This is a genomic window from Pseudoalteromonas sp. NZS100 (genome assembly GCF_015864815.1).
Classification (GTDB): Bacteria; Pseudomonadota; Gammaproteobacteria; order Enterobacterales; family Alteromonadaceae; genus Pseudoalteromonas; species Pseudoalteromonas distincta.
The window spans coordinates 283015-297722 of record NZ_JADYWM010000002.1; the positions used below are offsets into that span (position 1 = coordinate 283015).

The 14708-nt window shown below is 39.7% G+C and carries 14 protein-coding genes; 5 read left to right on the forward strand and 9 right to left on the reverse strand.

Annotated elements, in window-relative coordinates; genetic code table 11:
- The 3 genes from I6E69_RS03075 (at position 1) to I6E69_RS03085 (ending at position 5273) form a co-directional block, all read left to right on the forward strand.
- Positions 1-3135, forward strand: a complete 3135-nt coding sequence (locus tag I6E69_RS03075) for an efflux RND transporter permease subunit (protein WP_002959029.1) — start codon at positions 1-3, stop codon at positions 3133-3135.
- Positions 3132-4550 (forward strand): efflux transporter outer membrane subunit, encoded by a 1419-nt coding sequence (locus tag I6E69_RS03080; RefSeq protein ID WP_154902907.1) that lies wholly within the window; start codon positions 3132-3134, stop codon positions 4548-4550. The genes I6E69_RS03075 and I6E69_RS03080 overlap by 4 nt, the downstream gene beginning before the upstream one ends.
- Before the next feature lie 96 nt (positions 4551-4646).
- Entirely contained in the window at positions 4647-5273 is a 627-nt protein-coding gene (locus I6E69_RS03085) for a TetR/AcrR family transcriptional regulator (RefSeq protein WP_002959031.1), read from the forward strand.
- A gap of 66 nt (positions 5274-5339) precedes the next feature.
- Here the strand turns inward: I6E69_RS03085 and I6E69_RS03090 are convergent, their stop codons facing one another.
- The 6 genes from I6E69_RS03090 to I6E69_RS03115 form a co-directional block, all read right to left on the reverse strand.
- Positions 5340-6452 carry a HupE/UreJ family protein gene (locus I6E69_RS03090; protein ID WP_197120616.1) on the reverse strand — a complete coding sequence of 371 codons (1113 nt, stop codon included), beginning with the start codon at positions 6450-6452 and terminating at the stop codon, positions 5340-5342.
- The gene (locus I6E69_RS03095) at positions 6449-7474 is read right to left on the reverse strand and encodes a hypothetical protein (protein ID WP_197120617.1); all 1026 of its coding nucleotides are present in this window, start codon (positions 7472-7474) and stop codon (positions 6449-6451) included. Before I6E69_RS03095 ends, I6E69_RS03090 begins: the two co-directional genes overlap by 4 nt.
- Before the next feature lie 53 nt (positions 7475-7527).
- On the reverse strand, positions 7528-8037 hold the full coding sequence (locus tag I6E69_RS03100; RefSeq protein WP_197120618.1) for an Ig-like domain-containing protein: 510 nt from the start codon (positions 8035-8037) through the stop codon (positions 7528-7530).
- Positions 8038-8048: 11 nt separating this feature from the next.
- On the reverse strand, positions 8049-9641 hold the full coding sequence (locus I6E69_RS03105; RefSeq protein ID WP_197120619.1) for a DUF4331 domain-containing protein: 1593 nt from the start codon (positions 9639-9641) through the stop codon (positions 8049-8051).
- 156 nt (positions 9642-9797) lie between these two features.
- A complete protein-coding gene (locus I6E69_RS03110) occupies positions 9798-10481 on the reverse strand; it encodes an anti-sigma factor (protein WP_197120620.1) in 684 nt (227 codons plus the stop codon).
- On the reverse strand, positions 10478-11008 hold the full coding sequence (locus I6E69_RS03115; RefSeq protein WP_193227144.1) for a sigma-70 family RNA polymerase sigma factor: 531 nt from the start codon (positions 11006-11008) through the stop codon (positions 10478-10480). Before I6E69_RS03115 ends, I6E69_RS03110 begins: the two co-directional genes overlap by 4 nt.
- 348 nt (positions 11009-11356) lie before the next feature.
- On the opposite strand from I6E69_RS03115, the gene I6E69_RS03120 reads away from it, so the two are divergent.
- The gene (locus I6E69_RS03120; protein WP_197120621.1) at positions 11357-12976 is read left to right on the forward strand and encodes a diacylglycerol kinase family protein; all 1620 of its coding nucleotides are present in this window, start codon (positions 11357-11359) and stop codon (positions 12974-12976) included.
- Between the two features lie 50 nt (positions 12977-13026).
- Here I6E69_RS03120 and I6E69_RS03125 read toward each other — a convergent pair whose 3' ends face one another.
- Together I6E69_RS03125 and I6E69_RS03130 are read right to left on the reverse strand one after the other, a co-directional pair.
- Positions 13027-13335, reverse strand: a complete 309-nt coding sequence (locus I6E69_RS03125; protein WP_024591820.1) for a VF530 family DNA-binding protein — start codon at positions 13333-13335, stop codon at positions 13027-13029.
- A gap of 54 nt (positions 13336-13389) precedes the next feature.
- Entirely contained in the window at positions 13390-13692 is a 303-nt protein-coding gene (locus tag I6E69_RS03130; protein WP_076925657.1) for a DUF1496 domain-containing protein, read from the reverse strand.
- A gap of 138 nt (positions 13693-13830) precedes the next feature.
- On the opposite strand from I6E69_RS03130, the gene I6E69_RS03135 reads away from it, so the two are divergent.
- Positions 13831-14064: a TIGR02647 family protein gene (locus tag I6E69_RS03135; protein WP_007582405.1), complete on the forward strand. Its 234-nt coding sequence runs from the start codon at positions 13831-13833 to the stop codon at positions 14062-14064.
- A 13-nt stretch (positions 14065-14077) separates the two neighbouring features.
- Here I6E69_RS03135 and maiA read toward each other — a convergent pair whose 3' ends face one another.
- A complete protein-coding gene (gene maiA / locus I6E69_RS03140) occupies positions 14078-14707 on the reverse strand; it encodes a maleylacetoacetate isomerase (RefSeq protein ID WP_197120622.1) in 630 nt (209 codons plus the stop codon).
- Between the last annotated feature and the right edge of the window lies 1 nt (position 14708).

Here is a 14708-nt window from a genome sequence, read left to right on the forward strand (position 1 = left end):
ATGTCACGATTTTTTATCGATAGACCGATATTTGCTTGGGTACTCGCTATTGTAGTGATGCTTGCAGGTATTTTGGCGATTAGGAGTTTACCTATTTCGCAGTATCCTTCAATTGCACCACCTGCAGTGAGTATTACTGCAACGTACCCTGGTGCATCTGCACGAACACTTGAAGATACGGTAACGCAAGTTATTGAGCAAAAAATGAAAGGGCTTGATGGCTTGCTTTATATGTCATCTACGTCTGAGTCGAGTGGTTCTGCTACGCTTACACTTTCGTTTAGCGCTGAAACTGACCCTGATATTGCACAAGTTCAAGTGCAAAATAAACTAGCGACAGCAACTCCACTATTACCAGAAGCCGTACAAAGGCAAGGTGTGGTAGTTGCAAAATCAGCGCGTAACTTTTTAATGGTTTATGCTTTTGTGTCTAAAGATGGCAGCATGACTAATATTGATATTGGCGATTATGTTTCATCAAACGTGCAAGACATTGTCTCGCGTGTTGAAGGCGTAGGTGAAGTACAGCTGTTTGGTTCTCAGTACGCGATGCGTATTTGGTTAGACCCTGCAAAGTTACAAAATTATAAGCTTACACCTGCTGATATTAGTGCATCAATTAGTGCGCAAAATGCACAAGTATCTGCCGGTCAACTTGGCGGTATGCCTGCCGTTGATGGTCAGCAACTTAATGCAACAGTAACGGCGCAAAGCCGATTACAAACGCCAGAGCAATTTAAACAAATATTAGTTAAAACCAATCCAGATGGCTCTTTTGTACGTCTAGAGGACGTTGCTAAAGTAGAGCTTGGCGGTGAAAGCTACCGCGTTGTTGCTCGTTACGATGGGCAACCTGCATCAGGTTTAGGTATTAAGTTAGCCAGTGGCGCTAACGCACTTGATACCGCAGAGGGCGTTAAAAAAGCAATTGAAGAGCTAAAACCGTTTTTCCCTGAAGGGTTAGATGCCGTAATACCTTACGATACAACACCGTTCGTATCGTTATCTATCGAAAAAGTTATTCATACATTAATTGAAGCTGTTGTACTTGTTTTTGTAGTTATGTATTTGTTCCTACAAAACTTTAGGGCAACACTTATTCCAACTATTGCCGTACCTGTGGTTTTACTAGGTACATTTGGTATTTTATACACCTTTGGTTATTCAATAAATACGCTGACAATGTTTGCGATGGTACTTGCCATAGGCTTATTGGTAGATGATGCAATTGTTGTTGTAGAAAATGTTGAGCGTTTAATGACCGAGGAAAAACTCTCGGCACTTGAAGCTACACGTAAATCTATGGATGAAATTAAAGGCGCGCTGGTAGGTATTGCTATGGTGCTTTCTGCGGTATTTATTCCAATGGCATTCTTTAGTGGCTCTACCGGTATAATTTATCGTCAGTTTTCTATAACACTCGTATCGGCGATGGGGTTATCTGTTTTGGTGGCTCTTATTTTAACGCCAGCATTGTGTGCAACGCTTTTAAAACCAAGCCATGTACATACCAATGACACGTTGTTTGGCCGATTTTTTACAGGCTTTAACCGTGGTTTTGATAAAACAAATTCAGGTGCACAAAGCTTTGTAGGTCGCATGCTTACTCACTCTAAACGTTACTTACTTATTTATGGCGTGATTGTGGGTGGTATGGTTTATGTATTTTCAAGCTTGCCAACGGCATTTTTGCCTGACGAAGACCAAGGTATTTTGTTTAACCAAGTGTCATTACCAGCGGGTTCTACAACACAACAAACACTTGAGGTTGTTAAAAAGGTAGAAAACCACTTTTTAAACGATCAATCTGAAGCAGTAAACGGTATTTTTACCGTGACTGGTTTTAGTTTTGCAGGTTCTGGCCAAAACTCAGCAATTGCCTTTGTAAATCTTAAACATTGGGATGAGCGTCAGCGTGACGAGTTATCTGTTCAAGGTGTTGCAGGTAAAGCGATGGGCTACTTTTCAACGATAAAAGAAGCATTTGTTTTTGCCTTTCCGCCACCTGCAATTGTTGAACTGGGGACTGCTAATGGCTTCAATATTTTCTTACAAGACCGTGTAGGCCTTGGCCATGACGCACTTTTAGCTGCACGAAATCAGTTATTAGGTTTAGCAAGCCAAAGTCCAATTTTAGCGGGCGTGCGTCCAAATGGACAAGAAGATATGCCAGAGCTACAACTTGATACAGACCTTGCAAAAGCCGAAGCGCTTGGCGTGTCGCAAAACGATATTAACAGTACACTTTCGACAGCATGGGGTAGTAGTTATGTGAATGACTTTATTGACCGTGGTCGAGTTAAAAAAGTGTATATGCAAGGTGATGCACAATCTCGCATGGTTCCTGAGGATCTAAATAAGTGGTATGTACGCAATGATAATGGCGATATGGTGCCGTTTTCAGCGTTTGCTAGTGCCTACTGGACGTATGGTTCGCCGCGTTTAGAGCGTTACAATGGTTTTTCAGCAATGGAAATTCAAGGTAGTGCAGCGCCAGGTTACAGTACAGGCCAAGCAATGGATGAAATGGAGCGTTTAGTTAAACAATTACCAAATGGTATTTCGTCTGAGTGGACCGGTATTTCATTCCAAGAGCGCTCTAGTAGCGGTCAAGCACCTCTACTATATGGCCTATCGCTGCTGTTTGTATTTTTATGTTTAGCCGCGCTTTATGAAAGTTGGTCGGTACCGTTTGCGGTAATGATGATTGTGCCACTGGGTATATTTGGTGCAATTATGGCAGCGCTTGGCGGTGGCTTATCTAACGATATCTACTTGCAGGTAGGCTTGTTGACCACCATTGGTTTGGCATCTAAAAATGCGATACTGATTGTAGAGTTTGCGATTCATAAAATGGAAGAAGGGCTTGGCTTAGTTGATGCGGCTATTGCAGCTGTTCGCCTTCGTTTGCGTCCAATACTTATGACTTCGATGGCCTTTATTTGTGGTGTTTTACCACTTGCTATTGCCTCAAGCGCGGGTTCTGGTGCGCAAAATGCGTTAGGTATTTCGATTATTGGCGGCACACTTGCATCATCAATATTAGTTGTTGTTTTTGTACCGTTATTCTTTGTGTTAGTGCGCCGTGTATTTCCTGGCAAAGCTAAAGAGACAACGAAGGAGAGCGCAGAATGAGCATTAAAACATTCAGCCTAAGTGCAATTGCTTTATTGGTGCTAAGTGGTTGCCAACTAGCGCCAGAGCAAAAAGATCTTGCTCTACCAGTATCTGATGCTTATGCATCAGATACTGGGCAAAGCGCTGCGCAGCAATTAAATTGGCAGCAGTTTTTTAATGACGAAAAACTACAAACGTTAATTAGTCAAAGCCTTGAGCATAACAAAGACATGCAAATTGCAGTGCTTAATGTGCAGCGTGTGCGTGGTTTATATCAAATTGAAGACTCTGCTTTGTATCCATCCCTTGATTTAAATGCCTCAGGTACGCGCCAACGTTTACCGGCTGACTTATCAGGTACTGGCGATGCAGCTATTAGCTCGCAATACAGTGCAACAGTGGGTATTACCTCTTACGAGTTAGATATTTGGGGCAAAGTACGCAATCAATCAGCGCAAGCACTGCAAAACTTATACTCTACAGAGCTTAGCCAATACAGCACGCAGGTGTCTTTAATTTCAGAGTTGGCAAATGCGTGGCTAAATTATGCAACTGATTTGCAACTGCTAGAGCTTGCAAAAGAAACGCTTACCTCTCAGCAAGAGTCATTATCGCTTACGCAAAAAAGCTTTGATTTAGGTGCGACGTCTTCAATTACCCTTGAGCAGCTTAAAAGCACAGTTGCTACGGCAAAAGTAGACATAGCAACGTACAAACGTTTGCTAAAGCGTGATAAAAGTGCCTTAGATTTATTAGTAGGTAAATCTGTTTCAGCTGATTTACTGCCTAATAAAGACCTGACTAACTTGATCAGTATGCCAGAAGTACCCGTTGGTTTACCGTCTGATCTGCTATCGCAGCGCCCTGATATTAAAGCCGCTGAGCATTTAATGCTTGCTGCAAATGCCAATATTGGTATTGCTCGTGCGGCGTTTTATCCAAGCATTAGCTTAACAGCCAATGCGGGGTCTGCTTCAAGTGACTTAAGTGGCTTGTTTGATTCAGGCTCCGGTACATGGAGTTTTGTGCCGACAATTAGCTTACCTATTTTTAATATGGGACGTAACCAAGCAAATCTTGATGTAGCAAAAGCAGATCAAGAAATTGCAGTGGCAACGTATCAGCAAAAAATTCAAAATGCGTTTCGCGAAGTTGCCGATGCACTTGCTGATAGAGAAGGTTACCAAGAGCAATTAAGTGCCCTTGATATGCTTATAAGTAGTCGACAAATCACGTTTGATTTATCAAAAATGCGTTACGAAAAAGGCGCAGATAGCTACTTGCAAGTACTTGATGCTCAGCGTACATGGTACGGCGCACAACAGCAGTTAATTGCGGGTCAGCAAGCGTATCTTGCGAGTCAAATTAACTTGTACAAAGCGCTTGGTGGCGGATGGAATGTAGCCAGTGAAACAACTCAGGAAGAGAAATAATATTTGCGGCTTTTAAAGCCGCATTACATATTTATATGGCGAGACTATTTATAGCTCTTGCTTTACTGAGTTTATGACTTGGTAGTGGAGTTGAACATGAAGCCTAAAGCAAAAAGGCAAACAGATCCCGCGATAGCACTTGCTAGGCGTGAGCAAATTTTAACAGCTGCTGCAGAGTGTTTTCGCCGTAAAGGTTACCACGGTGCAGGTATGGCAGAAATATCTAAAACGGCAGGGATGAGTGCAGGCCATATTTATAATTACTTTGAAAGCAAAGAAGCGATTATAGAAAGCATTATTGAAAAAGACATGGAAGAAATGTTCTCTATCTTTCAAAAGTTTGAAGATCACCCTGGTGATGTTTTGGCGGCTCTTTTAGATGGTTTAAATATTGGCGTGCAAAGACATATGGATACAGGCTCGTGTGTTATCGATTTAGATATGATGGCAGAAGCGGGTCGTAATATTAAAGTCGCTACTCTTTTGCGTGAAACCGATATTCAAGCAAGAGGGCGCATGAGGCAGCTTTTAACAAGCGAGCGAAGTGCGCTCAAAGACATTGATGAGCGTGAACTTGAAAGCCGAATTAATGTTATTTTTTCGATGATGGCAGGGTTATTACTTAGAAAGTTACTCTACCCTGAGCTAACCGAAGAAACGGTACTCATAGCGCTTCGCCCTGCGATGAAAACATTACTGATGCCATTTGATAAAGCGCAGTAACGCTCAAAATAGATAACTAAAAAGTAAGCTAGCCAATATTTTGGCTAGCTTTTTTATTTATACTATTTAAAAACGCTCGATTGACCACTGAAGTGCAACAATTGCGATAGCAACGGAGCCCATTGGCATTACCCACTTTTTATACCAAGTGTAGTGTCGTACATAAATGAGTATTGGTAAGGCTATCAGTAATATACTAAGTTGACCGATTTCGACGCCTAAATTAAACGCCAATATACTGAGCAGTTGATAGTCGCTCGACAGGCCAAGCTCGCCAAGTACGCTCGCAAATCCCATCCCATGTAGTAAACCAAAAGCAAAAGTAAGCCAACCTAAACGAAGTATCAGCGGCCACACATTATTTAATGCTGCAAATAAAACCGATATAGCAATTCCAAGCTCTACCCAGCGACTATTTGGTGAGACTAAGTTCATAGCGGTGGCGGTAAGCGTAATAGAGTGCGCAAGCGTAAACGCGGTTACTATCCATGCTGTGTGTTTAATAATGTGTTTTTTAGAGCTAATACCTTGCCATGCTTTATCACTGCGTTTTAAAACACAGGTAAGTAACAAAGCGATTAAAAATAAAATATGATCAACACCAATCCAAATATGTAAAACACCCTGGTACACGTATTGATTAAAGGTACTTAAATAACTTGTTTGCTCAAAGCTGAACGTCTGTTGTGCCTCAATGATATTAAATACACGAGATACACCGTTAATATTTACGATGGATTTATGGTTAGCATCAGTTTTGAAAAAAGCGGAATAGGAAAGGGTGATTGCTTCATTATCATCACAGCTAAACTGCAGCGGAATTACCAAATAAGGTTGGTTAAAATGGTTATCTAGCTGATAGATACCTTCACTTTTTAAAGGGCATATTTGCGCGCTTTGCGTGATATTTAAGTTTTCTTTAATGAAGTTATTTATTGAGCTGCGTTTTGCTTTTATTTCTGTCCACGAAATTTGGCCGTTTTTATCTAAATCCAGAGGCACTGCGTGCTCTAAGTCGGCAATATTTATTTGCCAGGTACCCGTGTATAGATTTTTGCTGGTGTCGTTATTGTTCTCGCTATTTAAGGTTATATAACTTGTACTTAGTTGATGGGCAAAGCTGTAAGTTGAAAAAATGCACAGCATTAAAGTGAGTATAAATAGATAAGGCGTTTTCATAGTGTATCTCGTTGCATCGCTTTTGCTTGAATAAGTAATTGCTCATCGGTGCTCATTTTAGCCTGCTGCCAATTAATATGAGCCCAGTAAAGTGCTTTTTCGCGATTTGGTTGTACATCAAGGTAATATTTAGCTAAGTCACTTGCATGAAAAGAATCTTTACGAAGCTCTCGTAGCGTAACTCTTTGCGCCATTGTATTTTGCCATTTTTTATCGCGTTTATTCAGTTTTTTTTCTGCGATTGAAAGTCTTAGCAAAATAGCATCTTCTAAATTGCCTTTATCAGGAAGCAGTACGCTTAATGTATTTAATACTTGTTGTGGTTGGTTTAGAGCAATTTGAATATCGGCCCATAAAACAATTAGGCTCACAGGGGCTTGAACTAAATCTACACTTTGTAAGTGAGACAATGCTTGTTTGTAGTTATTTAAACGATAGCTCATTTCACTTAAAACATGGTTTGTAGCTAGGCTAGTTTGATTATTATTTATAATTTTTACTAATGCTTGGTAGCTGTCTAAAACGCTTTCATGTTGGCTTTGTACATCAAGTACACAGGTGCTAGCAGTAATAGTGCTTACGTGCCCAATTAAAGCGACGCAGTGCTTTTTTGCTTGTGCAAACTTACCTTGAGTCATAAATATATTGGCTAGCAATAAATGGCTATTACTATGCTGTGGCTCTTTAATCAAAACGTTGTTAGCAATATCAATAGCTTCGTTGAAAAGGTGCTCTTTTTGTAAAGCGCGAGCATATAAGTAACCAATTTGAGATGAGGGTGTGTGTTTATATAGCTGGGCTAAACGGGTTTTAAGTAGCCCCTGTAAACGCTCTGTTTGGCCTACATATTGGCTGTTAGTGACTAATGTATTTATTTCCTCAACAGACAGAGAAGCACTAAGCGTTGAATTACTGTTAGCAATAACTGCATCATCTTTTGGGGTAAAAGGCGCAGCGCTTAATGCAAAGGTCGTTAGGCATAAAGTAATAAATGCGACGGACTTAAAAATTGATAAATGCATTATAAATATCCTTTGAAAAAAGCCATCCATGGCCTGTCAGCTTAATTACTTGGTTAGTTACCGTTTGTTGAAATTAATCCATCAACATCGGTATCGGTGTTTGTAAACACCCGACCGTTAACAGTTAACGGCTCTGCATTTGGCGCTTGATTAAATGCATCGGTTGCAAATTGAGCAAAGTCGACTTGTAGTGCGTCAATTGTAATGTTTACTATTGCAGTTACTTGCGAATTAACGCCATCACTTACACCAAACATAAAACTATCTGAACCTGTCACTTCTTTATTTGGTGTATAGGTAAAGTTACCGTCGCTATTAACGGTAACAGTTCCAAGAGTTGGCTCATTTGTTAACGAATAAGTAAGCGAATCGCCATCATTGTCGGTTGCGCTAAGCATATCGGTAATGCTTACCTCAGTTTGTGTAGTTAGCATTGCATCACTTGCGGTAGGCGCTGTGTTTACAACCGGTGTAGGCTGTTTTTTATCGTCATCGCTACTACATGCTCCCAATGTTAATGCACTGAGGAGAACACAAATATGGGTAGTTTTTAAATTACGCATTATTTTACTCCTTATTTAGAGCCAGCAAGCGGTGTTGCAAGGTATGGGAATGATGAGTCCATCATTGTTGCATCAATAGGTGCGCCGTCTGTAAATGGCACTGTGCCTGTATTAGCATCCTCTGGTGCACAAAGTCCTAAATCAGTGTCTTCACCATTTACAGGAATCGGATGACATAAACGACCCATCACAACACGAAGTGCAATATCAACCACATCATCACCCGGGCGACGACCATTTGGGAAGCCGGCTAAATCATTACCCGCTACACCAAATGCAGATTGATCAGCTTGCGCTGTTGCTGCAATGCCTGTATTTAAACGTAGCATTTCTGAAGGTGTTACAGTTGCTTGTTGATTAACGCCTGCAAAACCTGTTAAAAATGCAGTGATTAAATCAGTACGCGGGAAGTTTGTGGGTGCCAGTGTTTCTAAGTTTGCGCCTAGGGTCGTATTAACAGCATCTTTAAATAAAATGTTTAATAACTCTGGTAGTGCTGGGTGAGATACATAATCTAAAAATTGTGCATCATCTTTAGGGTGAGCAGTGGAGAATGTGTCTTTGTCTTTAATGCCAATTACAAGCTCGTTTACAAGCGGGCTACCCAAGCGTGAAACTTGTGTTAAAGCACCACCATTAACGCCATTACTAGCAAATTTAGCATTAGGATTTAATACGCGAGCTTGAGGTAGGCTTGCTGTTGTCCATGAACCTATTACGCCGTTACCTTCACCAACAATACAGCTTTTAGGTATTTCGATAGCAATTGATGTTACGTTTTTATCTGCAAGGTCGTCGTTATCAGCTGATTGTGTTATGCCACCAGGAAAACCACCGCCGTCACCAGCACCTGGGGCGCTATCACCCTCTACAGGTACATAGTTTACTAAATCAAATGTTTTACCTAGGTTAACTACAAATGGGTCTTTACGTTGTCCTACAAAAACTTGTGCCATGCTTTCACAGTTAGGAATTGAAACCTGATACACAAATTGGTCAGCATAAGTTTGATAATCGCTCATTGAACCAAATGTTTTATTGCCCACATAATCAAGCGGTTTAGAAAATGTGCTGGAGTTTGATGCAGTGTTATTTAGTAGCGTTGTTTCGCCAGTACGCTGCGCGCCGCTTATCATGCTTACTGTGTATGATTCGCTAAAATTTACAGCGCTGTTATCTCCGGCAGATACACCGCCTACATTTTTAAGCGGTACAGACACGGTGCGTTGATTACCTTCTGGTCCAACAGTTAATTGCACACCTTGGTTATCATTAGGAAGCATGCTTTTAAAGTTAAACGCAAATGTAATATCTTCAACAGCATCGCCGTCGTTATCTATATGAATGCTGTAGGTTGCATCTGGGTCCATTGAAAAGTAATTAGGACCGCCGTAGGCATCTTGCAGCGGGATGTAATTAGCAATTAATGTTACGTAATCATCACGACCTTGCTCGTAACTATTAAATACATAAAAATCGGTTGAATCTAAAGTCGGGAAACGGCTTATATTTGGCGCTTCTCTGTGGCTAGATGCTTCACTTGGTGCACTTACAAACGTACTACATATTACTACTGCGAGTATTGATGGAGTTAAAGCTTTCATGACTTTGTCCTTTAGTTTTGATTGAAGTCATAGCTAATAACGGGGCGGGATTTAAATTGGATGCAAAAAAGTTAAATTATTTTATTTTTTGTTAAAAAGTTTAAAAGTAGGTTGGCTGCTTTGTGTAAGCAGCCAACTTTGGTCATAATAGTCGGGTTATAAAAGTACCAGCTCTGTGGTGTAAAGCACTTCAGTGGGAGAGCCATTTGGTGAGCCTCCAATAGGCTCTAAGCTTACTGCTAACAATGCGATATCACTTGCGTTAAAGCGGTTATCTTTAAATAATATTTTACTGCCTTGCTTGGGCAGTAAACCCAATGAAATAGGTGCATCTTGACCTTTTAAAATCATCCACAGCTCATAATCTTTATTAGTTTGAGCAACCAATTGGCTGCTAGCTTTAATTGAGAGCCCTTGCTCGCTTACATCAATAAACCACAATGATTGTTTATCTTGATTTTGAACCAAAGCAATTTGCTGAGTTTGCATAACATTGGTACTAGGCTGAATAACCAAAAAGGCTAAAACAATGCATGCGGCAGTTGCCACAAAAGACCATGTACGCCAAATTGAAGGCTTGGTATGTATGACTGTTTTACTTGTTTGTGGTCTGTGTTCAATACGCTGTAGTATATTTACCCATACATCGTCACGTGGCGTTTGCGGTGTAATAGCACTCGCTAAGTTGTTTAGGTTTTGCTCCCACATATTTTTTGCTTCACGTGCTTGATTTGAGCTAAGTAACAGACGCTGAAAACGCTTACGGGCAAGCCCTCTAAGTGTGCCAAGCACGTACTGCCCAGCAAGCGCGTCTAATAGTTCGGGTTTATTATAATTCATAATGTTAAACACCTTTGTAGCTGCATAAGCCCACGCCTGATCCAGCTTTTAACTGTACCTAAAGGCGTTTCTATATGATCCACTAACTCGCTATGACTCAGCCCCTTATAATAAGCTAAGTGAATAGCTTGTTTTTGTTGCGGCTCAAGCTGTTCGATACAATTGACCAGTTTCGTTTCTTCATCGTAATTAACGTCGATACTTTCATTTTCATTTTCATATTCGTCATCGCCTAACGACTGCTCTTTTCGTACTTTGTGATAGCGCAATGAGTCAAGACTTCTGTATCTGACTATACTTATCATCCAACTAAAAACGGTGCCTTTAGAGGCGTTATATTCAGATGCGTTATGCCAAATTTTTATAAAAGCGTCTTGTAGTGCCTCTTCCGCATAAGCTCTGTTAGTGAGCATATTTAAGCTAATAGCAAAAAGTTTGCCGCTAGTTTGTTGATATAAACTTGAGAAAGCATTTTTGTCTCCTTGTGCTGTTGCGCACAAAAGAGGGAGTAAATCATCGTTATCCATAGGGGTCCTGTTTTTCTTATTATCATTGAGTAAACGGTTGAGGGTGTGATTTGGATGCAAAAAATTTAATTGCCTTTTAGATTAGCTGCTTTATACGTTAGTACAAGTAATAACCGATCAGTGTTTAAGATTTAGACGTGTAAGTATAATTTATTCACATGTTTGTAAAAAATGCACAAAGAGCGGTCTGTAGTAGATTTTAGTTTATTAATTACTATAGATATCAATGGCCTATTGTTCGCGTTTGAATTTTAAATGGCATTTATATGGCGTGATATTTGCAAAAGACTACTTAAAGCCGTTTAAATTAAGATTATAAATCGGCATTATTTTCACAAAGGAGAGACTATGTGGGCTGCAATTAGTTATTTACTATTGGCACTACTGCTTATTTTTATTGGTTGGGAAGTGAACTCTGTCTATTTTGCTATTGTTTTTTATTGGACTGCGCTGTCACTTTTATTAGTGAGTACCGCGTATATTTTTAATACAGCAAAAATATTTAGAAAGCGTGAAAATGGGGTGATCCCATTTTATATACGGTGGGCGTTTGTGCCATTTTTATTCGGTGTGCAAATTTATAATGCCTGGTCACGTAAGCGCGATAAAGTGCCGCCCATTCAACAAATAAACGAAAACCTATTTTTAGCTTGCCGATTATTTCCCTCAGATATAGACACATTAAAAGATAACGGGATTACGGCGATTTTAGATGTTACGTGTGAATTCGACGGACTCGAGTGGAGTTCAACACAAGAGAATATTAATTATTTAAACATTCCGGTGCTCGATCATAGTATTCCTACCCATTCTCAGTTAAATCAGGCTATTAATTGGATACATCACCATGTTAAAGAAAACCATCGCGTAGTCGTTCATTGCGCTTTAGGGCGTGGGCGTTCAGTTTTTGTTATGGCGGCTTATTTATTGAGTCAAAATAAAAATGCAGATGTACATGAAGTGCTTGCACAAATAAAAGAAACCCGCGAAACCGCAAATTTAAATAAGCATCAACTTCGCCATTTAGCTAAGCGACATAAAAAAGGCGAATTACTGATTAAAAACAAAGCCGTTTTAATTGCAAACCCTGTATCTGGTACACGATTATGGGAAGAAAAAGAGCACTTAATTGTTGCGCGGCTATCGGACTATTACGATCTGAAAGTACTCACTACTACAAAAGAAGTTAACGGTATTGAGCTGGCTAAACAGGAAATTGCGCAAAAGCCGGATATTATTATCGCATGCGGGGGAGATGGTACGGTGGCCGAAGTTGCAAGCGTACTTGTAAATACACAATGTAAGCTAGGAATCATCCCAATGGGGACTGCAAACGCACTTGCGCATGTATTAATGGGTATAAGCTCTAAGTTTATTCCAGTAGAACAAGCCTGTGACCTAATTATAGATGGTCAAACAAGCACAATAGATACGGCTTATTGTAATAATGAATTAGTACTTTTATTAGCAGGTATTGGTTTTGAGCAATCAATGATTGAAAAAGCAGATAGAGAGTCAAAAAATAAATCGGGACAACTTGCCTATTTAAATGGTTTTTTTGAAGCTTTTGGCGAGCAAAAATCACAGCTACTTAATGTAAAACTCGACGATAATGAGCCCAAAGAAATATGCACAAATAGCTTTATTGTGGCTAACGCTGCGCCTTTTACAACGTTATTGGCTCAAGGTGGTGGGCAGCCAGATCATAGTGACGGGCTTCTTGATGTAAATTGGCTAACACCAAATGACGAAAACTCAACCACAGTATTGAGTATTGCAGAGCTAATGTTTAGCAGCTTAACGCAAACACATTTAGCTATAAACTCACACCATACAAATGCTAAAAGAGTCGAGGTTACAGGCGAAGGTGAGCTTAAATACGTACTTGATGGTGAAATTAAAACTGCTCACAAACTCGTTATTACTATTGAGCCGGCCTCATTAAAAGTGATTTGCAAAGAGCAATAAATCGCGCTAATTACAATCAAAAAAGGAGCTAAATTAGCTCCTTTTTTACATCATTTTTTAATTGATGGCCAAACAAACCCTGTTGTATCCGGCGCTTGAGAAGATGTTTCTCTCGGTGCACTTTTTGGTCTACGAATAGGTTTGTTATTAATAGTGTGAATGTAAAGTGCTTCCACTTTATCGCGAGCCCAAGGCGTTTTACGCAAAAACTTTAAACTCGATTTAATGCTAGGTTGATCAGTAAAACATTTAATTTTTACTTGTTCGCCAAGTGTTCTCCAGCCAAGTCGCTGTTCTAACTCAACAAGTATTTGTTCTAACGTGACCCCATGTAAAGGGTTTTTAGGTTGATTATTCATAGCCATACTACTTATTTAAACTGCGTGCATTGTAGCTCAAATCAGCTTTTAGCGCTAATTCACAGTGATTGTTTTAGGAGCTGTTGGGTAAATAGCGTTACCTTGTTTATCTATTTTAAGCCAAATGAGTTGGCTGTTACTGTGCTGGGGTGTTTTAGCACCGCACAAAAGTGTAAATGAGTGAATTTGTATTAATGCCCCTTCGCTATAGCGTTTGTTGTCGTACCAGCAACTAGACCCTTCGCTTACAAGCTGGTTTGCATCAATAATTGAATGGGTTTTAAGAGTTGTTGCTTCACTGAGTATTGAATACGATAAGCTGCTAAAACAAAAGCATATAACTAAAAAATTACGCATTAGAGGCCTTTAAATAGGGTGGGTTAAAAATAATACATTAAGCTAAAAAACGTGCTAGTGTAAAGTACACAAAGTGATTTTAATTATAAACTTAGTTACACACAGAACAACTTAGATTCAAATAAAAAGGTGCACACAATGCAATTTAATCAAACAATGATCGAAGAATTCACACTATTAGCAAAATTTCCTCGCGACAGTAAAATGCAGGGTATTAAATTACACTCAGACGCAGAACCAAGCTTACTTAGTGCAGCGCAACGTTTATTTGAAAAAGGGATTATAGATAGCCCAGATGGCGGATATTTAACTGATCTGGGCTTAGATTTAATTGAGCATATTACGGTTATTCATAGCGCGCTACAAAGTTAATTACTAAACTAGCTTAATTTGCATCGGGTTGATTTTGCGGTGCAGCATCATTAAATGCAGCTAATTTATTACAATGTTCGTAAGTGGCTGCAATTTTTGGATAAACGTTCATATTTACGTTAAAACGAAGTGCATTAAATACTTGCGGCACTAAACAAATGTCAGCAAGTGTTGGTTGGTTACCAAAACAGTAGTCATCATTTTTGTTTAGCATCAGTTCTATTTTTTCAAAACCAACTTCTATCCAATGTCGATACCACTTATTTTTAGCCTCGTCATTAACACCTAATTCGCTTGATAAATACTTCAGCACGCGTAAATTATTAACAGGATGAATATCACAGGCAATGGCAAAGCTTAAATTTCTTATTTGCGACTTTTGCCACGCAGTCCCTGTAATTAATGGCGATTGCGGATAAGTTTCATCAAGCCATTCCAGTATTGCAAGCGATTGCGCTAAAACACCATCATCGGTTTCAAGTGCAGGTAGTAACCCTTGGGGATTAGTTGCTAAGTATTCCTCCCCAAGCTGCTCCGATTTTAAAAGGTTAACAATAGCAAGTTCATGATCGATTACTTTTAAGTTAAGCGCTATACGCACTCTATAAGCCGCTGATGAGCGAAAGTAGCTGTATAATTTCATA

Coding starts and splice junctions, on each gene's coding strand:
- I6E69_RS03075 (WP_002959029.1), top strand. CDS start 1: ATGTCACGATTTTTTATCGATAGACCGATATTTGCTTGGGTACTCGCT.
- I6E69_RS03080 (WP_154902907.1), top strand. CDS start 3,132: ATGAGCATTAAAACATTCAGCCTAAGTGCAATTGCTTTATTGGTGCTA.
- I6E69_RS03085 (WP_002959031.1), top strand. CDS start 4,647: ATGAAGCCTAAAGCAAAAAGGCAAACAGATCCCGCGATAGCACTTGCT.
- I6E69_RS03090 (WP_197120616.1), bottom strand. CDS start 6,452: ATGAAAACGCCTTATCTATTTATACTCACTTTAATGCTGTGCATTTTT.
- I6E69_RS03095 (WP_197120617.1), bottom strand. CDS start 7,474: ATGCATTTATCAATTTTTAAGTCCGTCGCATTTATTACTTTATGCCTA.
- I6E69_RS03100 (WP_197120618.1), bottom strand. CDS start 8,037: ATGCGTAATTTAAAAACTACCCATATTTGTGTTCTCCTCAGTGCATTA.
- I6E69_RS03105 (WP_197120619.1), bottom strand. CDS start 9,641: ATGAAAGCTTTAACTCCATCAATACTCGCAGTAGTAATATGTAGTACG.
- I6E69_RS03110 (WP_197120620.1), bottom strand. CDS start 10,481: ATGAATTATAATAAACCCGAACTATTAGACGCGCTTGCTGGGCAGTAC.
- I6E69_RS03115 (WP_193227144.1), bottom strand. CDS start 11,008: ATGGATAACGATGATTTACTCCCTCTTTTGTGCGCAACAGCACAAGGA.
- I6E69_RS03120 (WP_197120621.1), top strand. CDS start 11,357: ATGTGGGCTGCAATTAGTTATTTACTATTGGCACTACTGCTTATTTTT.
- I6E69_RS03125 (WP_024591820.1), bottom strand. CDS start 13,335: ATGAATAATCAACCTAAAAACCCTTTACATGGGGTCACGTTAGAACAA.
- I6E69_RS03130 (WP_076925657.1), bottom strand. CDS start 13,692: ATGCGTAATTTTTTAGTTATATGCTTTTGTTTTAGCAGCTTATCGTAT.
- I6E69_RS03135 (WP_007582405.1), top strand. CDS start 13,831: ATGCAATTTAATCAAACAATGATCGAAGAATTCACACTATTAGCAAAA.
- maiA (WP_197120622.1), bottom strand. CDS start 14,707: ATGAAATTATACAGCTACTTTCGCTCATCAGCGGCTTATAGAGTGCGT.